Below are 20,072 nucleotides of genomic sequence, written 5' to 3'. Positions count from 1 at the left end.
GATTGTTGGTTCTCTTTATCGAGTAATTTACAGGATTTATCGTGTACCTTTCTTCATTTATCTAGCATTTCGATTAGGTTATCTAGCATCTTTTTTATTTTATCGTGCATTTTCAATTGGTTGTTCTCTTTATCGAGCAACATTCTAATTTCATCTAGTATTCACAAACAAAAACCGGCTTTTATTCAGCCGGTTTCGGTTCGTGTCTTTTTTCTAGGACTTTTAAAATTTCATTCAATGGCAGGTCCTGCTCTCTTAGTAAAACGAGCAAATGATAAATTAAGTCGGCAGCTTCCCATTTGAGCTCTTCTTTGTCTCGATTTTTTGCGGCGATAATGACTTCGGCGGATTCTTCTCCTACTTTTTTCAGGATTTTATCGAGGCCTTTTTCAAATAAGTAGGTTGTGTAGGCACCTTCTGGCCGATTCTTTTCGCGATCTTTAATGACTTGTTCAAGCTTGAAGAGAATCATTGGATCGGAAAAACAGCTCGTTTCCCCTGTGTGACAAGCTGGTCCGGCTGGTTCGACCAGTACAACAATCGCATCTTGATCACAATCCACTTTCATTTCTATGATTTTCTGGGTATTGCCGCTTGTTGCTCCTTTATGCCAGAGTTCCTGCCGCGAACGGCTGAAGAACCATGTTTCTCCTGTTTCTACTGACTTTTTAAGCGACTCTTCATTCATATAGGCTAGGGTCAGCACTTCTTTCGTACGTGCATCCTGAACAATCGCCGGTACGAGCCCCTTTTCATCAAACTGGACATTCATCGGACAAGCACCCCTTTTTCATTTAAAAATGTCTTCACTTCTGCAACGGATGTTTCTTTATAATGGAAAATGGATGCGGCAAGGGCTGCGTCTGCTCTTCCTTCTGTAAAAACTTCGGCAAAATGTTCAGCACTCCCTGCACCGCCAGACGCAATCACAGGGATGGATACTGCCTCACTTACAGCTCGTACTAGCTCGATATTAAAACCCTGTTTCTCCCCATCCGAGTCCATGCTTGTAAGGAGAATCTCTCCCGCGCCAAGATCAGCGGATTTCCTTGCCCACTCGATTACATCGAGTTCAGTTGATGTTCGCCCTCCATGGGTATATACACGCCATGATTCCATTTCGGAATCATACTTCGCGTCAATCGCAACAACGATGCATTGGGAACCGAAGAAATTTGCCCCCTCTGAAATTAAACTTGGATTTTTCACGGCAGCGGTATTTAATGAAACTTTATCCGCACCCGCTCTTAATATCCCCTTCATATCCTCCAATGAATTGATTCCGCCCCCAACGGTAAAGGGAATAGCCAATTCAGCGGCGACCGCTTGAACAACCTCAATCATTGTATTTCTGCCTTCAACAGAAGCAGAAATATCTAGAAAGACAAGCTCATCCGCACCCTGTTCATCATAAAAGCGAGCCAATTCTACAGGGTCGCCAGCATCTTTCAGCTCAACAAATTGAACACCCTTCACGACTCGTCCATCCTTTACATCAAGACATGGAATGATCCGCTTTGTCAGCATGAAACATTCACCTCGCTTAATGCTTCCGAAACAGAGAAGCGCCCTTCATAAATTGCCTTTCCGACAATAGCCCCAATGACGCCATCATAATAGAATTCTTGCAGTTTATTTAAATCTGTAAGACTGCTGACTCCGCCTGAAGCAATCACATTTTTTCCCGTTTCTTTTGCCAGCTGCTTGACCGCTTCCACATTTGGTCCTGAAAGCATGCCATCTGTGGCAATATCTGTAAATATAAAGGTTTCTGCACCTGCGTCCGCAAAGCGTTTGCCAAGCTCGACTGCCTGCACCTGCGATGTTTGAAGCCACCCTTCCGTTGCGACATAGCCATTTTTCGCATCAAGCCCAATCGCAAGCTGGTCCCCGTATTTTCGAATCATTTCAATTGCAAAGGCAGGATCAGAGACAGCAACACTGCCAAGTATAACGCGAGCAATCCCATTTTCTAAATAATGAGCGATATCCGCCTCCGATCGGATACCCCCGCCAATCTGGATATTGGCTGCTAATTCTTTTGCAGCTTTCACTGCAAAAGAATCATTTATCCTTTTTCCATCCTTCGCTCCGTCAAGGTCGACCATGTGAATCCAGCTTGCTCCTTCGTCCACAAAACACTTTGCCATTTCAAGCGGGGAGTCTCCATACACGGTTTCCTGATTATAGTCTCCCTGGAGCAGACGAACACACTTCCCGCTTCTCATATCAATCGCTGGAAAAATAGTAAAGCTCATCCTGTTGTCACCCTTTCTCTTGTGAGTTCCGTAAAATTCCGCAAAAGCGTCATGCCAAGTCTGCCGCTCTTCTCCGGATGGAATTGCATGCCAAATAGCTTTCCTCTTCCAACAACCGCGGGGACTTCTACATCATACCTGCACTTTGCTAGTAAAACATCCTGATCCATACGGTCAACATAATAGGAGTGTACAAAATAAGCATAATCCTCTTCCACTTGTCGCAAAATCGAAGAAGCTTGCGTCCATTCCAATTGATTCCACCCCATGTGCGGTACTTTATATCGTCCGCCATCCGCGGTTATTCCGGGGAATTTTTCAACATAGCCAGTAAGCAGACCTAAGCCAATTGTCTCCCCGTTTTCTTTGCTTCCTTCAAACAAAAGCTGCATCCCTAAACAGATGCCAAGGAAGGGCTGTCCCATCTCCACAAATTCTTTTATCATAGCTGATAAGCCAGTCTGATTTAACCGCTCCATGGCATCTTTAAAGGAGCCTACTCCTGGCAGAATTAATCCATCGGCCTTCATCAGCTCTTCTGCTTTTTCAGAAATAAAATAAGGCACATTTAGTCTTTCTAGCGCCTTGCTCACACTAAACAAGTTGCCCATGCCATAATCAATGATGCCGATCATTTTATAACATCCCTTTCGTAGACGGAACTCCTTTAATTCTTGGGTCAATGGTTGTCGCCTCATCTAACGCCCTTGCGAGTGCTTTAAAAATCGCTTCTATTATATGATGCGTGTTCTTTCCGTAATGAACGATCACATGCAAATTCATCCTTGCTTCTAGTGCAAGCTTCCATAAGAATTCATGAACAAGCTCCGTATCGAATGTTCCTACCTTTACACTTGGAAGATCTGCACGAAATTCTAAATGCGGGCGATTGCTTAAATCAACCACTACCTGGGCAAGTGCCTCATCCATTGGAACAAATGCATTTCCATAGCGTTTGATGCCCATTTTATCTCCAAGTGCTTCCTTCAGTACCTGTCCAAGACAAATGCCGATATCCTCTGTGGTATGGTGATCATCCACCTCTGTATCGCCATTCGCTTGAACAGTTAAATCAAACTGCCCGTGTTTAGCAAATAAATCAAGCATATGGGTTAAGAACGGGACGCCTGTTTCAAGCGTGCTTGTGCCTTCCCCATCTATATTGAATGAGAGCTTTATTTCTGTTTCATTTGTAATTCTCTTAATCTCAGAAACTCTAGACATGATTTCACCCCTTTAATCTTGTTTCAATTGCACGTGCATGGGCTTCGAGTCCCTCAAGGCGGGCAAATGCAGCAATTTTTTCGCCATTTTCTTTCAATGCCTTTTCACTGTAAAAAACAATGCTTGATTTCTTTTGAAAATCTTCTACACTTAGCGGGCTGGAAAATCGAGCCGTTCCATTCGTTGGCAGTACATGATTCGGTCCGGCAAAATAGTCGCCAACTGGTTCGGGACTATATCGGCCGATGAAAATTGCACCGGCATGCCGGATCTGCCCTACTAGCGACATCGCGTTTTCCGCTAGAATTTCTAAATGCTCGGGTGCAAGAAGATTAACTGTTTGTACAGCTTTCTCCATTGATTCTGTAACGTAGATTGCTCCATAGTTTTCAATTGACTGTCTAGCGATTTCCTGGCGCGGGAGTGCAGTCAATTGGTTTTTAACTTCACTGGCAACCGCAGCAGCTAGAGTGTCTGAAGGTGTAACGAGCACACTGCACGATAATCGATCGTGCTCTGCTTGAGACAATAGATCTGCTGCTACCTCATTCGGTATGGCTGTATCATCAGCTAAGATAGCTATTTCACTCGGTCCCGCGATCATATCAATATCGACATCGCCGAACACTTCTCTTTTCGCTAGAGCAACATAAATATTCCCTGGACCTGTAATTTTATCAACAGGAGCAATCGTCTCTGTTCCGTATGCAAGAGCTGCGATCGCTTGTGCCCCGCCAACTTTATATATTTCCTCTGCGCCTGCTTCTTGGGCCGCTACAAGAACGGAGGATGGCAGCTTCCCTGTTTTTTTATCAGGAGGAGTAGCAATGACCATTCGCCTGACGCCAGCTACCTTCGCAGGAATCACATTCATTAAGACGGAGGATGGATAGGCTGCTGTCCCCCCTGGGACGTACAATCCCACCGAATCAAGTGGTGTCACCTTTTGTCCAAGGATTGTGCCATTTTCATCAGTGGTCATCCAAGAATTCTGCAGCTGCTTTTCATGAAATTGCCGGATATTAGCTGCAGCCTCTCTTATGACAGCGAGGATGTTATCATCCATTTCCTTGTATGCTTCCCTTTTTTCTTCCTCCGTCACGGCAAAATTCTTTAGTGATAGCCCATCGAATTCTAAAGAATAGGCTTTTAACGCTTGATCTCCGTCCTTACGAACAGCTTCAATAATTGCTTTGACAGCCGCTCGCTGTTCTTCTGTCCCAGTATCAACTGACCTTTTAATCGAAGGCTGATCACTTACTTTTAAAATTCTCATGCACGTTCCCTCCATTCTTTATCACCAGGTTAGCGGGCAGTAACTCCCGCTGATGATTAGTTTCACTTTATCTTGCTTAGCCGTTCGACAAGCTCGTTGATTCGCTCATCCTTCAATCGGAAGCTGACTGGATTCACAATCAATCTGGAGGTGATATCCACTATCTGCTCATACTCGACCAATCCATTTTCCTTTAACGTTCTTCCAGTTGAAACGATATCTACGATTCGATCGGCGAGCCCAATGAGGGGTGCCAGTTCAATGGATCCATTTAGCTTAATGATTTCAACCTGCTCCCCCTGCTCTCGAAAATATGCAGCTGCAACATGTGGATATTTCGTTGCTATCTTTGGCGCTACATCATTGATTTTTGCATCAGGCAAGCCGGCGACAGCTAGATAACAAGCACTTATTTTTAAATCGAGCAATTCATATACATCCCGTTCTTCCTCAAGCATGACATCTTTCCCCGCAATTCCAAGGTCAGCCACCCCATGCTCTACATATGTTGGAACGTCCATCGGCTTGGCTAAAATAAAGCGGAACTTTTCTTCTGGCACTTCAATGATCAGTTTCCGCGAATCATCGAATTCTGGCGGTAATTGAAAGCCTGCCTGTCTAAGCAATTGGACCGCATCCTCAAATATCCTGCCTTTTGGCATGGCGATCGTTAAAACATCCTTCATTTTAGCACCGCCTCCGTTCCCAATTTTCCGACTAGAAAGGTAATATCTGCGTATCGGCTTGTGCAGGCATCGATATCCTTGACTCCGCTTATATCCTGCAGAACGACTTTAATTCCTACCTGCCTTTGCTTTTGTGCATATTCAAAAGCTTCCCGCCGCCGTTCTGGACTAAATAACACACAGGAGGCGCATTCAAATTCTTCCCCATCGGCGTCTAGCGCTTCTAAAAGCCGATCCATTCGAATGGCAAATCCAGTCGCACCTGCCTGCTTTCCAAATTTCTGCAGCAATAAATCATACCTGCCTCCGTTGCCAATTGGAAAACCGACGTTTCCTGCAAATACCTCAAAGACGATTCCTGTATAGTAGCTCATATGGCTCACTAATGTGAGGTCGAACGACACTTTTGTTTCAAGCCCAAAATCAGAAATGATTTCCCACAGCTGCTGCAGCTCAGTTATCGCTCTTTTTCCAATGTCGTTCTCAAGCAGGTCAAATGCCTTTTCAATGATTTGGCTCCTGCCTCTAAGGTTTAAAAGGTCTAGTAATCTTTGTTTATCTATGGATGATAGAGCTAATTCTTTTACATGCTCCTGATAGCCTACATAGTTTTTTTCATATAAATATCTTGTTAATGCTTCTACTCTGTCTTCCGTACCTAAAATCTGCAAAAACAATGTCTGCACAAATCCAATATGCCCAATAGAAAGGCGGAAGTCTTCAAGTCCAGCTGCTTGTAATGAGTGGATCATTAAAGCAATTCCTTCCCCATCCGCACTAATGGTGGAATCTCCGATACATTCCACGCCTATTTGTTCAAATTCAGCTGGGCGTCCGCCTTCCCTCTGTTGGGCACGAAAAACATTTGCGGAATATGCCAAACGAATCGGAAGATCATTTTTTAAAAGCTTTGATGCAGCAACACGTGCAATCGGTGCTGTCATATCCGGACGCATGACAAGTGTTTGTCCCTGCTGATCAAGAAGCTTGAATAGCTGCTGATCTAGTGTGGCGGATGCGGCACCGACTGTTTCATAATATTCGAGTGTTGGCGTCTCCATAAACTGATAACCCCAACTTTTCATCTCTTTTTCTATGGATAATCTAATCTTTTGTTTTCGTTCATATACAACTGGTAAGGTATCTCTCATCCCTAGCGGTTTTTCAAACATAAATAAGCGGGTCAATGACATTCACCTCAAAATCCTTTAGTTCGCTAATATGGTAGTAAATTAAAGATATATGTATTTTACCGCCCTCGTTTATTTACGTCAACAAATAATTCTGAAAAAGGGATCTCGAATTCAAGAATAGGAAGAAATGCTAGATAACTTGTCATACTGCTAGATCATTTTTATAATTTGCTAGATATATCATAAAAGTTGCTAGATAACGTAATTAGGACTCAAAAATTTTACGGTCTGCTTAATTTTTCACATAAAAAAGAGCCCTGCAGGATACAGGACTCTTACATATTTTCCTTGCCGTAGATGGGATCGTCTTCCCATCTTTTCGCCATTTCTTCTTTTGTATAAATTACCCGCATTGGATTTCCGCCAACAAAAGAGCCGGGCGGGACATCTTTATGCACGAGCGTGCCGGCTGATACGATGGCGCCGTCCCCAATCGACACACCTGGCAAAATCGTAGAATTGGCACCAATCATCACTTCACTGCCAATTTCAACATTCCCGAGGCGATACTCTTTAATTAAATATTCATGTGCCAGAATGGTCGTGTTGTAGCCAATTACCGTATTTCTGCCAACACTTATTTTTTCTGGAAACATGACGTCGAGCATGACCATAAGAGCAAAAGACGTATGTTCCCCAACCTTCATTCTTAGAAAGGACCGGTACAGCCAATTTTTCATCCCTAAAAAGGGGGTATATCTTGCGAGCTGAATCACAACAAAGTTCTTGACCACTTTCCAAAAAGGGACCGTCTTATATACATGCCAAAGAGAATTGGCACCCTCTACCGGAAATCTTTCGGTCTTCCTCATTTCTCTCCAACCTCAAGGATCTCAAGTAAATCCGCCATGTTTTCGAGCATATAATCCGGATTAAATTGAAGTAAGAATTCCTTCCCTTTCGCACTCCAGGCAACCCCAGCTGTTTTCGTGCCAGCATTTTTCCCGCCGAGAATATCATGGGAATTGTCTCCAACCATGATTGCCTCTTCCGGTTTTGACCCTAAAAGCTCGAGCGCCTTTAAAATTGGCTCTGGATCTGGCTTTGGCTTTTTCACATGATCCAATGCGACAATCACATCAAAGAACTGGTCCAGCTTAGTTAGCTTTAAGCCCTTTTCAACGACCATGAATACTTTGGTTGTAACGATCCCAATTTTTATGCCTGCTTCCTTCAATGAACGAATCGTTTCAAATACCCCATCAAATTCATTTACAAGCAGGTCATGATTACCGATATTAAACTCTCTGTATACACGTATCATTTCCTCTACCTTATCCGGAGCAATTGACTCAAACGTTTCTGTAAGGGTCGGTCCAAGAAAAGGAAGAACGTCCTCCCGATTGTAACGGTCCGGATAATATTTTCCTAACGTATGCAAAAAAGAAGAGATGATTAATTCATTTGTATCAATTAATGTTCCATCTAAATCGAATAACACAGTATTAACTTGTGTGCTCATATGTTGCTTCCTTTCTTTTAGCCATATCTGTGCGGTTCCATATAAATGCGACAATCAGCGTTAAGAGAATCGCCACACCTAAGCGGATGAATAATAGCGGCAAAACCGGAATGCCTAACGGAACAAAGATCAGCGTATCCTCGACAACCGCATGGCAGGCAACTAGAAAGACAAAGGCGATCGTTACATCCTTCTTGCTGACTCCGTCCTCTTTCACTGCCTGGATCATAACTCCTGCCCCATATGCAAGACCGAACAGCAAACCAGCGGCAAGGGTTGTTGATGTATTTTCTTTCATGCCTAACATTCTTGTTACCGGTGCCATCCATTTTGAAAAAACAGCAAGCCACTTTAAATCCTTTAATATTTGAATAACGATCATGAGTGGAATGACAATGATGGCTAATTGGAAAATCCCTAGACCCGCCTTCTGCAATGCATCCATTAAAATAGCGAGCCAGCCTGTTACCTCTTCTTCTTTTGCCGGAATCATTCCGTACTTAGCTATTTCTGATCCGCCCTGCCATACAAGATTAATCACAATCGCAGAAATGAGTGCCAGCCCCATTCTTACCGCGACACCGATCCAAAGCTTCACACCCACTTTAACGGCGACGCTCGATTCAATAAGCATATTATGTGAAAAGGAAAGCATGACAGCAACGATAAATACTTCTTTTACCGTTAAATCTAGCGTCAGGATCGCCCCGATTGCCGCATAAAGATTCAAAAAGTTTCCTAAAACAAGCGGAATGGCTGTATCCCCTGACAAGCCAATTAGATTCATAAGCGGTGTGATTAGCTTGATTACCCATGGCAGTACTGGCGTATGCTGCAGCAAAGCAACGATTAAGGTAACGGGAAAGATGATCTTTCCTAACGTCCAAGTCGTATTTAAGCCAACCACGATCCCCTTTTTGGACGATTCGACCAGCATGTCTCTTCCCCTCTCCTATCTAGTTTTGTTACACACTTTTATCTAAATAGCGGGCATCTGCATACCCTTTCATTCTTCTTAAAATCAAAAGTATGATCGCGCCGATCACCAAGACAATAGAAATGGTTTGTGCCATTCTTAACTGCCCTTCTATTAGCCATAAACTGTCCGTTCGCATTCCTTCAATAAAGAAACGCCCAATTGAATACCAGATTACGTACGTGAGGAAAAGCTCCCCGCGGCGTAAATTAACTCTTCTTAGCAGAATGAGAATAACAAAACCAAGAATATTCCAAACCGATTCATATAAAAAAGTAGGGTGATAGTAAGTACCGTTAATGTACATTTGATTAATGATAAACTCTGGTAGATGCAGGTTTTCTAGAAATGCCCGTGTCACTTCTTCTCCATGGGCTTCCTGATTCATAAAGTTTCCCCATCGGCCGATTGCCTGGCCTAAAATAATGCTTGGCGCTGCAATATCAGCAATTTTCCAGAAGGAAACGCCTCTCTTTTTCGTAAAGACAACCGCTGTTATAACAGCACCGATCAATGCTCCATGGATGGCGATGCCGCCTTCCCAAATTTTAATAATCTCGCCAGGATTCTGGGAATAGTACTCCCACTGAAAGATCACATAATAGATGCGTGCTGAAATAATGGCAATCGGAATAGCCCAAAGCATTAAATCAGCAATTAATTCTTTTTTAATCCCTCTTCTTTCCCCTTCTCGCATAACAAGCATAAGCGCTAAGGCGATCCCGATGCCGATAATAAGCCCATACCAGCGAATATCGATAGGCCCAAGGGATATGGCTATCGGGTCAAGCGGTTGAATTGTCGATTCCATAATCACTGCTCCTTTTAATCTTTCATTTTTCTATTTTAACGTAATAAAACAAAAATACATATATGATTCATAAAACTGTCCACCCAGAAAATACAAATTAGCTCAAATTGTCCACGAACGGTGCCAGGCACCGGTTATTCGCTGTCTTCGATGACGTCGGCAAGACGGTTGGAAAATTGTTCGGCTGCATTGACACCCATTCTTTTCAAACGGAAATTCATGGCTGCTACCTCAATGATGACAGCTAGATTTCGGCCAGGGCGAACAGGGATTGTCAGCTTCGGTAACTCCATATCAATAATTTTCATTTTTTCCTCATCCAGTCCAAGCCGATCATATTGTTTATTTTGATCCCACAGCTCTAAATCCATCACAACTGAAATTCGTTTATAGCTTCTAACAGCACCAGCGCCAAACAATGTCATAACATTAATAATTCCGAGACCGCGAATTTCCAGTAAATGTTCAATCAGCTCTGGAGATGTACCAACAAGCGTATTTTCATCTTCCTGCCTAATTTCCACACAATCATCAGCAACTAAACGATGGCCCCGTTTTACAAGCTCCAGCGCTGTTTCACTTTTACCTACACCACTTTTTCCCGTTATGAGCACACCCACCCCATACACATCAACGAGCACACCATGGACGGCTGTTGTTGGAGCCAATTTACTCTCAAGGTAGTTTGTTAGTAAGCTCGAAAAACGGGTCGTTTTTTGCTTCGTTCTTAAAAGTGGAACAGACTCTCTTACCGATGCTTCCACTAAATCATTCGGCACTTCCATCCCCCTTGAGATAATAATTGCGGGAGTAATATCAGTACATAGACGTTCGAAGCGGTCTTGCCTATCCATATCATGCAATCTTTCAGTAAATGTTAGCTCTGTTTTACCAATCAGCTGAATTCTTTCAGCTGGATAAAAATTAAAGTATCCAGCCAATTCAATACCAGGCCTGGATAAGTCACTAGTGACAATTGGGCGATTAATTCCTTCTTCCCCGCTTATAAGTTCGAGTTCAAATTTTTCAATAATATCTTTTGTATATACTTTAGCCACTTTATTTACTCCTTTGCCAGGAAATTAACATCTAGTTGCTTTCATTTTATTATGGCAGTTTCAATTCATTTTAGCACTTTTTGCCTCAGAACCAAATGAATCAATTTATAAATATGCTTATTTCTTTATTATGCCTGTCCATTTCCAAGCTGAATTCATATGTTAAGAATGACTTGTTTTATATTCACCATTTCTATTGGAAGGAGTGAGAAAATGAAAATTATGCTAGATGCAGGCCATGGGTATACAACAGCAGGAAAGCGGACTCCCGATGGCATGCAGGAATATGAATTTAATCGGGCGACAGCTAATTATGCCAAAAGTCTTCTTGAAAACTACCAAAATGTGGCCGTTTATTTTGCCCATTCAGACAAACAGGATATTCCGCTTAAAGTACGGACAAATCAGGCGAATCAGCTACAAGTTGACTGCTATATATCTATTCATGCAAACGCCCATGGCTCTGACTGGAATGATGCAAATGGAATCGAATCATATGTCCATCCAGTTAGACCGAAAAAAACAACTGAGCTGGCTCAACACATCCATAGAAATTTAATTATTTCTACAGGATTAAAGGACCGGGGAATTAAAGAGGCTGATTTCCATGTACTAAGAGAAACAACGATGTCAGCCGTTTTAGTAGAATGCGGTTTTATGACAAATCGTAAGGAAGCTAAGCTATTGCGTACAGATACGTTTCAAAAAACCTGCGCTAAGGCAATTGTAAAAGGAGTTGCAGATCATTTCCATTTGAAGATGAAGGAGAAATCTGGGGCAAAACTCTCGGAAGCTCACACTGCCTCTCCACTTAAGAATAGTCTATACAAGTAGGAGCTAGTTAAATTAATCGTGCACATGGCGCCACGTCCTGCGGCTCATCGTGTCCGTCGTCGCATTTACGGGCTTTTGATATTTTATTCCCACTTCTTCTTGCAATGGGGGTCATACAGCCCGTTAGTCTGCAATAAATTAGTTACCCTCGGTTATTCTGCCAATGTACTTTTCGAATAGAAAGAAGCCAGCACATATGAACGTGCTGGCTTTTTGTCGATTGCCTTATTTGCTGAACAGCTATTCCTTATTTATCCTTTGCCGGCTCAAAAACAACTTTTTGAATGATTATATTTGCAATTGCCATGATAACCGCTACAAGCAGGGCTGTGCCAAAGCTAGCAATTTCGAAGGAACTGCCCATAATATTATCCGTAATTTGCAATGTGATCGCATTAATGACAAATAGAAATAATCCAAGTGTTACTAAAGTGACTGGGAGCGTTAGGATAATTAATATCGGACGAACAAGAATATTTAATATTGAAAGAATAAAGTTTGCTCCAATTGCTGCTCCAAAGCCCGATACATAAAAGGATTCTTCCGAAAAGCCTGCAATCGCTACAAATAGAATGGCATTTATTAAGATGCCGATCAACCATCTCATTTACTTTACACCTCTGTTCCGGCGGTGTGAATAAAGGGATCATCACAAGTTGATTCCTTTTTCTAGTTAATAGTCTTAACCATTTCTAGCAAAGTACTCATTTTGTTCGTTTTCACTTTTTAATATTAGAATACTACTGATTTTGCCTTTTTCACATGAATGGATCCTGTTTTTGTTTCTGCCACAATCCTCAGTGCCTGTTCAGGATTATTGAGTGATTTAAAGCGCATTACTTTTTGGATCACATCGCTTTTTTCTTCCACAACTTGAATCCCTTCAAGATTCACATTAAAACCGCCAAGATTCGTTTTCAGTTCTCCTTCTACCGCTGATGCTTGATTCGGAATTTGCAGTTCGATGCCACCGGTTGCCGCTTTAGCCTCTATAAATTCACAGACATTGCCTGTGAATGCACAGAAGATATCTCCGTTGAAGGATTGTAAGTCTACTTTTCGATATTCGCCATCGAGAGTAATTGCCCCATTTAGCGTCTCTGCTTCAAAATCACCAATGATACTCCTTTGAACTAAAATTTGCCCGTTTGAAGTCTCTGCTTCCGCATAGTTCCCCTTTATATCGCTAAGAGTGATCTTTCCGTTTGCCGTTTTGGCTTTATAACTCGCTGCTGTTAAATGTTCACTTTCAATCGAGCCATTGAACATGCGAATTTTTATATTTTCATACTCTGTTTGCGGAATATAAATAACTGCTTCAATCTTCATCCATTTTTGCTGAGTTGAAAACCGCAGTTTTTGACCGTCAATTATAAAGTTAACTTCATGTAGGAACTTTCTCCTTGCCTCATCCTGAGTCTCTGCCCGATAAACCTTTGCTTGACAATCAATGCGAACATTATTTTGCTCCCATGGAAGCACCTTAACCATCCCATTGGCAAGATCAATATCTATCTCCTTCAAATCAACGTTTGCCTGCTCAAAGACATGCGAAATATCAATTGCTTTTCCAAAATTAAAATCAAGATCAAAATCCTTAATTTTTTTATAAGCTTGATCAACAAAGTCGATAATCTTATCTTTTGCAGACTGAAATTTGTAATTAAATGGATCTTCCTTTTTCGCTTCCTCAAATTTAACTGTTGAAAGCTCTGGGAATAGGTCATCCTGTTTCTCTTTCTCCTTTTTATTTGATTGATCAAGACCTTCCAATAATAATAACGCTTCCTCAACTGTCAGCTTGCCGTCTTCAATCATCTTAAGGATTCTTAAACGTTCCTCTTGCATACCAATCTCCTCCAGCTGTTTTTCTTTTATATACGAAATTTGTTAAGGAATGGTTTCAAATTTTTAGATAAATTTTGTTAGTAAAGCGCAAGTGCCATGGCTATCGCTGTATAAACGCAGAAGGACCGGTTCCTTTGATAAAGGGAGACACAATGAGTGGAGCGAATGGAAGTCGACTTATCGCAGGAAGAGGACCTGAAGTTTGATAACCAATCGGACACTTGCACGAGACAATTCTCTAATTCCAACGTTTTGTTAGACAAAAAGCAGTACTCATCGTACTGCTTTCTTAACCTTACACATTTGTTATACTTGCTTCTTTTTCTTCAATTTGTTTTTTCATTCTTAAGCGGTCACGTTCTAAAATTGGCTTTAAATACCTTCCTGTATAGGATTCAGGTATTTCGGCAATTTTTTCCGGTGTTCCGGTTGCAATGATTGTTCCGCCTTTATTCCCGCCTTCTGGGCCAAGATCCACTATATAGTCCGCCGTCTTAATAACATCGAGATTATGTTCAATTACAAGGACGGTGTCGCCGTTTTCTACAAGTCGCTGAAGAACAATGAGCAATCTGGAGATATCATCAACATGCAAACCTGTTGTTGGCTCATCCAGAATATAAAATGATTTGCCGTTTGAGCGTCGATGCAGCTCGGAAGCAAGCTTTACACGCTGAGCCTCTCCTCCTGAAAGAGTTGTAGCAGGCTGGCCCAGCTTTATATATCCCAGACCTACATCATAAATCGTCTGAAGCTTCCGGCTGATTTTTGGAACGTTTTCGAAAAATCCCACTGCATCCTCTACAGTCATATCTAAAATCTCTGCAATGCTTTTGCCTTTGTACTTCACTTCAAGCGTCTCTCTGTTGTAGCGTTTTCCATGGCATACTTCACATGGCACATATACATCAGGCAAGAAATGCATTTCGATTTTTATAATTCCATCGCCACGGCATGCTTCACAGCGTCCGCCTTTCACATTAAAGCTGAAGCGGCCCTTTTTATATCCCCGAACCTTCGCCTCATTTGTTGTTGAAAAAAGATCACGAATATCATCAAACACACCTGTATATGTAGCTGGATTTGAACGCGGTGTTCTTCCAATCGGTGACTGGTCAATGTCGATGACCTTTTCTAATTGCTCAATTCCCTTAATCTCCTTATGCTCACCAGGCTTGCTCTTTGCTCTATTGAGCTTTTGTGCCAGCGACTTATGCAAAATTTCATTAATAAGCGTACTTTTTCCTGAACCAGATACCCCAGTGACAGCAATAAATGTACCTAATGGAAATTTTACGTTTACATTTTTAAGATTATTCTCTTTGGCCCCTTTTATTTCTATAAATCGCCCATCATCTTTACGGCGTTCAATAGGAAGCGGGATATATTTCTTTCCTGCAAGGTATTGGCCAGTTAATGATTTTGGGTCTTCCATCACTTGCTGTGGCGTTCCAGCTGAAATAATTTCCCCGCCATGAACTCCAGCACCTGGACCAATATCAATTAAATAGTCTGCTGCAAGCATCGTATCTTCGTCATGCTCAACAACAATTAATGTATTGCCGATATCACGCATATTTTTAAGTGTCTCGATTAAGCGATCATTATCCCGCTGATGGAGACCAATGGAAGGTTCATCAAGAATATAAAGGACACCCGTTAGTCTTGAGCCAATCTGTGTTGCCAACCGGATGCGCTGGGCTTCTCCGCCTGAAAGTGTGCCTGCTGCACGGCTTAGTGTTAAATAATCAAGTCCGACATTTACTAAGAAGCCGAGGCGTTCCTTAATTTCACGGAAAATAAGATTTGCTATTTTCATCTCTTTATCTGTCAATGATAAATTATCAAAAAATTGATGTGCATCTGCAATTGATAATTCTGTAACTTTTCCGATATGCTGACCTGAAATGAGGACAGCAAGTGTTTCCTTTTTCAGGCGGTATCCCTTACATGTTGGACAATCATGTTGACCCATGTATTTCTCCATTTGCTCCCGAATATAGTCTGAGCTTGTTTCTTTATACCTGCGCTCAACATTTCGAATAACACCTTCAAATTCAATCATTGTTTCCCTGACTTGACCAAAGTCATTTTCATAATGGAAGAAGATTTTTTCTCCGTTTGAGCCGTATAGAATTTTATCAAAGAGATGGCTAGGAATATCTTTAACAGGAATATCCATGTCGATTCCATAGTGTGTGCAAACAGCTTCAAGAAGCTGTGGATAATATTGGGAGCTTGTTGGCTCCCATGGAGCAATGGCATGCTGTTTTAATGAAAGGTCTCGATTCGGAATGACGAGATCTACATCGACTTCAAGCTTCGAGCCCAGTCCATCACACTCAGGACATGCTCCGAACGGACTATTGAAGGAGAACATGCGCGGCTCAAGCTCCCCAATGGAAAAATCGCAATGTGGACAAGCATGGTTTTCACTGAATAATAGCTCTTCTTCGCCAATGACATCGATCAGTACTTTTCCGTCCCCAAGCTTTAGTGCTGTTTCCATTGAGTCGGCAAGACGTGGTGCAATGCCTTCTTTAACTACAATTCGGTCTATAACTACTTCAATGGAATGCTTTTTATTTTTCTCCAGTTCAATTTCTTCGCCAAGGTCGTGCATTTCCCCATCAATACGCACCCGGACAAATCCTTGCTTTTTGACATCCTCAAGAATTTTCACATGTGCCCCTTTTCGTCCAGATACAAGCGGAGCAAGAATTTGTAGCTTCGTCCGTTCAGGATATTCAAGAATTCGGTCAACCATTTGCTCGATTGTTTGTGACGAAATCTCAATATGGTGAATCGGACATGTCGGACGGCCGACTCTTGCATATAACAACCGTAAATAATCATATATTTCTGTCACTGTTCCAACTGTAGAACGTGGATTTCTGCTTGTCGTTTTTTGATCAATTGATATCGCCGGAGATAACCCTTCGATTGCATCCACATCCGGCTTGTCCATTTGGCCAAGAAATTGGCGCGCATAGGCGGATAGTGATTCCACATATCTGCGCTGTCCTTCCGCATAGATTGTATCGAAAGCAAGAGAGGACTTTCCAGAACCGGAAAGCCCCGTTAATACAACAAGCTTATCTCTCGGAATGGTGACATCAATATTTTTTAAATTATGGGCCCTGGCGCCTTTTACGATTAATTTTTCCATCGCCATTTGTACGTCATCCTTCCGCTTTCAACTCTAATAGTAAATCACGAAGCTCGGCAGCGCGTTCGAAATTGAGCGCTTTCGCCGCTTCCTTCATTTCTTTTTCCATATTTGCAATTAATTTCTCTCGTTCTTTCTTATTTAGCTTGCCAATTTGTGATGAAGCTTTATACTCCTCTTGTTCCTCGGCTGCATGAGTGGCACGAATGACATCGCGAATATCCTTTTGGATCGTCTGCGGTGTAATTCCGTGTTTCTGATTGTGTTCTTCCTGCAGTGTACGGCGCCGCTTCGTCTCGCTGATAGCCAATTCCATTGAATTAGTGATTTTATCCGCATACATGATGACATGCCCATTTGCATTTCGGGCAGCACGGCCAATCGTCTGAATAAGGGAACGCTCCGAACGAAGGAACCCTTCCTTGTCCGCATCTAAAATTGCTACCAGCGAAACTTCCGGAATGTCAAGCCCTTCCCTTAAAAGATTAATCCCGACGAGAACATCGTACGTTCCGAGGCGAAGCTCACGGATGATTTCAATTCGTTCCAGTGTTTTTACCTCAGAATGCAAGTATTGAACTTTAATGCCGATTTCTTTTAAATAGTCAGTCAGGTCTTCAGACATTTTCTTCGTCAAGGTAGTAATCAGCACACGCTCGTTGCGCTTCATTCGATCTTGGATTTCACCAATCAGGTCATCGATTTGTCCTTCTATCGGTCGGACATCGATCGTTGGATCAAGCAGCCCGGTTGGACGGATAATTTGCTCAATCATTTCAGGTGTATGTTCAAGTTCGTATGGTCCAGGTGTTGCAGAGACATAGACAATTTGATCAATATGTTTCTCAAACTCATGAAACATTAGCGGCCGGTTATCGAGTGCCGATGGCAGACGGAAGCCATGTTCGACTAGGACTGATTTCCGTGCCTGATCCCCATTGTACATTCCGCGAATTTGCGGCAGCGTTACATGGGACTCATCAATGACGATGAGCAAATCCTCTGGAAAATAGTCCAGCAGTGTATACGGGGTAGAACCTGGTGGTCTTAATGTCAAATGCCTGGAATAATTCTCAATCCCTGAACAAAAACCCATTTCTCTCATCATTTCAAGATCATAACGGGTTCTCTGCTCCAGGCGCTGAGCTTCAAGCAACTTATTATTTTCACGCAATTCCGTTAAACGCTCTTCTAATTCCTTCTCGATATTCTGAATCGCCACAAGCATTTTTTCCTCACGGGTAACGAAGTGAGAGGCTGGGAAAATGGCAACATGATCTCTTTCTCCAATAATTTCACCTGTCAGTGCATCGACCTCACGTATCCGCTCAATCTCATCCCCGAAAAATTCCACACGCAAACAGTGCTCATCCTTCGAGGCAGGGAATATTTCCACCACATCGCCCCGAACACGAAATGCTCCACGCTGAAAGTTCATGTCATTTCGGTCATATTGAATATCTACCAGTTTCCGCAGCAATTGATTTCTTTCAATTTCCATTCCTGTACGAAGAGAAAGGACAAGTTCCCTATACTCTTCCGGTGATCCCAAACCGTAGATACAGGAAACACTGGCAATAATGATGACATCTCGGCGTTCAAATAATGCAGATGTCGCAGAGTGACGCAGTTTATCAATTTCATCATTTATACTTGAGTCCTTTTCTATGAACGTATCAGTGGATGGTACATACGCCTCCGGCTGAAAATAATCATAATAACTAACAAAGTATTCTACCGCATTATCAGGAAAAAACTCTTTAAATTCACTGTAAAGCTGACCAGCCAATGTTTTATTGTGAGCAATAATCAACGTCGGCCGATTGACTTCTTTAATCACGTTTGAAATGGTAAAAGTCTTTCCTGTTCCTGTCGCCCCTAAAAGCGTCTGATGTCGTTTTCCCGCTTGAATTCCTTCAACAATTTTTCTAATTGCTTCAGGCTGATCGCCTTGAGGGGAATACTTCGAGACTAGTTTAAATTGGTCCTTCACTAAAAAGCCTCCAGTTCATTTATACTTTTCTCTATAATCAATCAGCTTGAATGCATGAGGACTGGCTGTTGGCTGATTTGTCATTTTTTAACTTTTATTCTTATATAAACATTTTACCACAAAACAGGTAATGCAAACCAGCAATATGCGAACGAATATTCGATTTATTTTTCTGTCAGTTAATCTTTCGATAGAAACTATTGTCGAAAAAAAGTTTATATTGCCGAAATTTTATTAATCAAACGATTGAATAGTTTGGCAGCAAGCACGCAATGATGTTCTTCGATCATTTTCCAAGAAAAAAACCTGTCGACTAGATGTCAACAGGTCTACAATATGTTTTATTTAGGATTTTTTCGAAAATTCTTTTTCATCCGCTGTGAGTACCAAAATCCAACAGTCAATGAAAACGCATCAACGACAATTAGCCAAAATGAATCTGTATAGCCTTTATAAACAGAAGCTGCAATTAATGCTACCGTCAAGACAAGACCAATCACACGATTATATGTCACTCTTGTAAACAGCACCACAAGCAAACCCGGAATCAACAGCGCCGATAAAAATTTTAATCCCAATCATTACACCTTCTTTTACTAATTTCACCTATCAATAGAATATCGTATTTTGGCAACATACACCACCGATTGAGACGAATGATTCTGTGCTTGTCACCACATGATAATCGTATAACATTCAGGGAGGCTTTCGTACGATGGCAAGAAGAAAACGGCGTCCACTCGTTCCAGAATCACGTGAAGCATTGGATCAGTTAAAAAACCAAGTAATGAAAAACAAAGGTTACCCGATCAATCAGGATAATCCCGATCAGGTGAAATATGAGGTAGCAAATGAAGTTGGGGTTCCTCTTCAAAAAGGTTATAACGGCAGTCTAACTTCAAAAGAAGCAGGAAAAGTCGGTGGGGAAATTGGCGGCAACATGGTGAAAGAGCTTGTGCGTATGGCACAAGAGCAGATGCGGAGATAACTTTCAAATAAAACTTTGGGAGTGTAAACTCTCCAATAACCATCCCCTGGTATAAATTTAAGTATTAAAGAAAGGTGTCACCTATTTACAATTTGGGGACACCTTTGATTTTCTGTTTCTTTAGGATTTATTAATTGAGCCCTTCATTGAGACTATTGCTTTGGCTTTTTCATCGATTCTGTTCAATCGAAGGAATCCTTGCGTTCTTGGAATTTTTGGGAGAGTTTTTGTTCCATTTATGTGACCTTTTTTTCCTGTTTATTGAATATTCAGGTTCCATTCTCTTTTTACGTGAC

General features: G+C 41.9%; 20 protein-coding genes. 2 read left to right on the top strand and 18 right to left on the bottom strand.

The window, feature by feature from the left end; translation table 11 throughout:
- Positions 1 to 181: 181 nt before the first annotated feature.
- The 13 genes from hisIE to hprK form a co-directional block, all read right to left on the bottom strand.
- On the bottom strand, positions 182 to 772 hold the full coding sequence (gene hisIE / locus RUH74_RS22300; RefSeq protein WP_313804459.1) for a bifunctional phosphoribosyl-AMP cyclohydrolase/phosphoribosyl-ATP diphosphatase HisIE: 591 nt from the start codon (positions 770 to 772) through the stop codon (positions 182 to 184).
- Positions 769 to 1,527: an imidazole glycerol phosphate synthase subunit HisF gene (gene hisF / locus RUH74_RS22295; protein ID WP_313804456.1), complete on the bottom strand. Its 759-nt coding sequence runs from the start codon at positions 1,525 to 1,527 to the stop codon at positions 769 to 771. Before hisF ends, hisIE begins: the two co-directional genes overlap by 4 nt.
- The gene (gene hisA / locus RUH74_RS22290; protein ID WP_313804453.1) at positions 1,521 to 2,258 is read right to left on the bottom strand and encodes a 1-(5-phosphoribosyl)-5-[(5-phosphoribosylamino)methylideneamino]imidazole-4-carboxamide isomerase; all 738 of its coding nucleotides are present in this window, start codon (positions 2,256 to 2,258) and stop codon (positions 1,521 to 1,523) included. Before hisA ends, hisF begins: the two co-directional genes overlap by 7 nt.
- Positions 2,255 to 2,893, bottom strand: coding sequence for an imidazole glycerol phosphate synthase subunit HisH (gene hisH / locus RUH74_RS22285; protein ID WP_313804450.1), 639 nt, complete (start codon positions 2,891 to 2,893; stop codon positions 2,255 to 2,257). Before hisH ends, hisA begins: the two co-directional genes overlap by 4 nt.
- 1 nt (position 2,894) lies before the next feature.
- Complete coding sequence (gene hisB, locus RUH74_RS22280) at positions 2,895 to 3,482, bottom strand: imidazoleglycerol-phosphate dehydratase HisB (protein ID WP_313804447.1); 588 nt, start codon at positions 3,480 to 3,482, stop codon at positions 2,895 to 2,897.
- Between the two features lie 4 nt (positions 3,483 to 3,486).
- Entirely contained in the window at positions 3,487 to 4,758 is a 1,272-nt protein-coding gene (gene hisD, locus RUH74_RS22275; protein WP_313804444.1) for a histidinol dehydrogenase, read from the bottom strand.
- A 62-nt stretch (positions 4,759 to 4,820) separates the two neighbouring features.
- Complete coding sequence (gene hisG, locus RUH74_RS22270; RefSeq protein ID WP_313804442.1) at positions 4,821 to 5,444, bottom strand: ATP phosphoribosyltransferase; 624 nt, start codon at positions 5,442 to 5,444, stop codon at positions 4,821 to 4,823.
- Positions 5,441 to 6,631, bottom strand: coding sequence for an ATP phosphoribosyltransferase regulatory subunit (locus tag RUH74_RS22265; RefSeq protein WP_313804440.1), 1,191 nt, complete (start codon positions 6,629 to 6,631; stop codon positions 5,441 to 5,443). The genes hisG and RUH74_RS22265 overlap by 4 nt, the downstream gene beginning before the upstream one ends.
- A gap of 281 nt (positions 6,632 to 6,912) precedes the next feature.
- Complete coding sequence (locus tag RUH74_RS22260; protein WP_313804438.1) at positions 6,913 to 7,449, bottom strand: acyltransferase; 537 nt, start codon at positions 7,447 to 7,449, stop codon at positions 6,913 to 6,915.
- On the bottom strand, positions 7,446 to 8,099 hold the full coding sequence (gene ppaX, locus RUH74_RS22255) for a pyrophosphatase PpaX (protein ID WP_313804436.1): 654 nt from the start codon (positions 8,097 to 8,099) through the stop codon (positions 7,446 to 7,448). The genes RUH74_RS22260 and ppaX overlap by 4 nt, the downstream gene beginning before the upstream one ends.
- Positions 8,083 to 9,036, bottom strand: a complete 954-nt coding sequence (locus RUH74_RS22250; RefSeq protein ID WP_313804433.1) for a nucleoside recognition domain-containing protein — start codon at positions 9,034 to 9,036, stop codon at positions 8,083 to 8,085. The genes ppaX and RUH74_RS22250 overlap by 17 nt, the downstream gene beginning before the upstream one ends.
- A gap of 28 nt (positions 9,037 to 9,064) precedes the next feature.
- On the bottom strand, positions 9,065 to 9,886 hold the full coding sequence (gene lgt, locus RUH74_RS22245) for a prolipoprotein diacylglyceryl transferase (RefSeq protein ID WP_313804430.1): 822 nt from the start codon (positions 9,884 to 9,886) through the stop codon (positions 9,065 to 9,067).
- A 134-nt stretch (positions 9,887 to 10,020) separates the two neighbouring features.
- Entirely contained in the window at positions 10,021 to 10,944 is a 924-nt protein-coding gene (gene hprK, locus RUH74_RS22240) for an HPr(Ser) kinase/phosphatase (RefSeq protein WP_313804427.1), read from the bottom strand.
- A 213-nt stretch (positions 10,945 to 11,157) separates the two neighbouring features.
- Here hprK and RUH74_RS22235 point away from each other — a divergent pair, with 213 nt between their 5' ends.
- Complete coding sequence (locus tag RUH74_RS22235; protein WP_313804424.1) at positions 11,158 to 11,778, top strand: N-acetylmuramoyl-L-alanine amidase; 621 nt, start codon at positions 11,158 to 11,160, stop codon at positions 11,776 to 11,778.
- A gap of 247 nt (positions 11,779 to 12,025) precedes the next feature.
- On the opposite strand, the gene RUH74_RS22230 is transcribed toward RUH74_RS22235, so the two are convergent.
- The 5 genes from RUH74_RS22230 to RUH74_RS22210 all read right to left on the bottom strand — a co-directional run bounded on the left by RUH74_RS22230 (position 12,026) and on the right by RUH74_RS22210 (position 19,366).
- Complete coding sequence (locus RUH74_RS22230; RefSeq protein ID WP_313804421.1) at positions 12,026 to 12,385, bottom strand: phage holin family protein; 360 nt, start codon at positions 12,383 to 12,385, stop codon at positions 12,026 to 12,028.
- 125 nt (positions 12,386 to 12,510) lie between these two features.
- Entirely contained in the window at positions 12,511 to 13,626 is a 1,116-nt protein-coding gene (locus RUH74_RS22225; protein ID WP_313804418.1) for a DUF4097 family beta strand repeat-containing protein, read from the bottom strand.
- A 295-nt stretch (positions 13,627 to 13,921) separates the two neighbouring features.
- A complete protein-coding gene (uvrA, locus tag RUH74_RS22220; protein ID WP_313804415.1) occupies positions 13,922 to 16,801 on the bottom strand; it encodes an excinuclease ABC subunit UvrA in 2,880 nt (959 codons plus the stop codon).
- Positions 16,802 to 16,808: 7 nt separating this feature from the next.
- The gene (gene uvrB, locus RUH74_RS22215; RefSeq protein ID WP_313804412.1) at positions 16,809 to 18,788 is read right to left on the bottom strand and encodes an excinuclease ABC subunit UvrB; all 1,980 of its coding nucleotides are present in this window, start codon (positions 18,786 to 18,788) and stop codon (positions 16,809 to 16,811) included.
- Between the two features lie 341 nt (positions 18,789 to 19,129).
- A complete protein-coding gene (locus tag RUH74_RS22210; RefSeq protein WP_313804409.1) occupies positions 19,130 to 19,366 on the bottom strand; it encodes a CsbA family protein in 237 nt (78 codons plus the stop codon).
- A gap of 137 nt (positions 19,367 to 19,503) precedes the next feature.
- On the opposite strand from RUH74_RS22210, the gene RUH74_RS22205 reads away from it, so the two are divergent.
- Positions 19,504 to 19,776, top strand: coding sequence for an alpha/beta-type small acid-soluble spore protein (locus tag RUH74_RS22205; RefSeq protein ID WP_313804406.1), 273 nt, complete (start codon positions 19,504 to 19,506; stop codon positions 19,774 to 19,776).
- Positions 19,777 to 20,072 lie beyond the last annotated feature (296 nt).

Origin of the sequence: Cytobacillus sp. (assembly GCF_032154635.1) — a bacterium.
Lineage (GTDB): Bacteria > Bacillota > Bacilli > Bacillales > Cytobacillaceae > Cytobacillus.
This window is presented reverse-complemented; position numbering and strand designations above follow the sequence as displayed.

What these genes read in the sequence shown, in the direction of transcription:
- hisIE (WP_313804459.1), bottom strand. Translation starts at nt 772, where the DNA reads ATGAATGTCCAGTTTGATGAAAAGGGGCTCGTACCGGCGATTGTTCAG.
- hisF (WP_313804456.1), bottom strand. Translation starts at nt 1,527, where the DNA reads ATGCTGACAAAGCGGATCATTCCATGTCTTGATGTAAAGGATGGACGA.
- hisA (WP_313804453.1), bottom strand. Translation starts at nt 2,258, where the DNA reads ATGAGCTTTACTATTTTTCCAGCGATTGATATGAGAAGCGGGAAGTGT.
- hisH (WP_313804450.1), bottom strand. Translation starts at nt 2,893, where the DNA reads ATGATCGGCATCATTGATTATGGCATGGGCAACTTGTTTAGTGTGAGC.
- hisB (WP_313804447.1), bottom strand. Translation starts at nt 3,482, where the DNA reads ATGTCTAGAGTTTCTGAGATTAAGAGAATTACAAATGAAACAGAAATA.
- hisD (WP_313804444.1), bottom strand. Translation starts at nt 4,758, where the DNA reads ATGAGAATTTTAAAAGTAAGTGATCAGCCTTCGATTAAAAGGTCAGTT.
- hisG (WP_313804442.1), bottom strand. Translation starts at nt 5,444, where the DNA reads ATGAAGGATGTTTTAACGATCGCCATGCCAAAAGGCAGGATATTTGAG.
- RUH74_RS22260 (WP_313804438.1), bottom strand. Translation starts at nt 7,449, where the DNA reads ATGAGGAAGACCGAAAGATTTCCGGTAGAGGGTGCCAATTCTCTTTGG.
- ppaX (WP_313804436.1), bottom strand. Translation starts at nt 8,099, where the DNA reads ATGAGCACACAAGTTAATACTGTGTTATTCGATTTAGATGGAACATTA.
- RUH74_RS22250 (WP_313804433.1), bottom strand. Translation starts at nt 9,036, where the DNA reads ATGCTGGTCGAATCGTCCAAAAAGGGGATCGTGGTTGGCTTAAATACG.
- lgt (WP_313804430.1), bottom strand. Translation starts at nt 9,886, where the DNA reads ATGGAATCGACAATTCAACCGCTTGACCCGATAGCCATATCCCTTGGG.
- RUH74_RS22235 (WP_313804424.1), top strand. Translation starts at nt 11,158, where the DNA reads ATGAAAATTATGCTAGATGCAGGCCATGGGTATACAACAGCAGGAAAG.
- RUH74_RS22230 (WP_313804421.1), bottom strand. Translation starts at nt 12,385, where the DNA reads ATGAGATGGTTGATCGGCATCTTAATAAATGCCATTCTATTTGTAGCG.
- RUH74_RS22225 (WP_313804418.1), bottom strand. Translation starts at nt 13,626, where the DNA reads ATGCAAGAGGAACGTTTAAGAATCCTTAAGATGATTGAAGACGGCAAG.
- uvrA (WP_313804415.1), bottom strand. Translation starts at nt 16,801, where the DNA reads ATGGCGATGGAAAAATTAATCGTAAAAGGCGCCAGGGCCCATAATTTA.
- RUH74_RS22205 (WP_313804406.1), top strand. Translation starts at nt 19,504, where the DNA reads ATGGCAAGAAGAAAACGGCGTCCACTCGTTCCAGAATCACGTGAAGCA.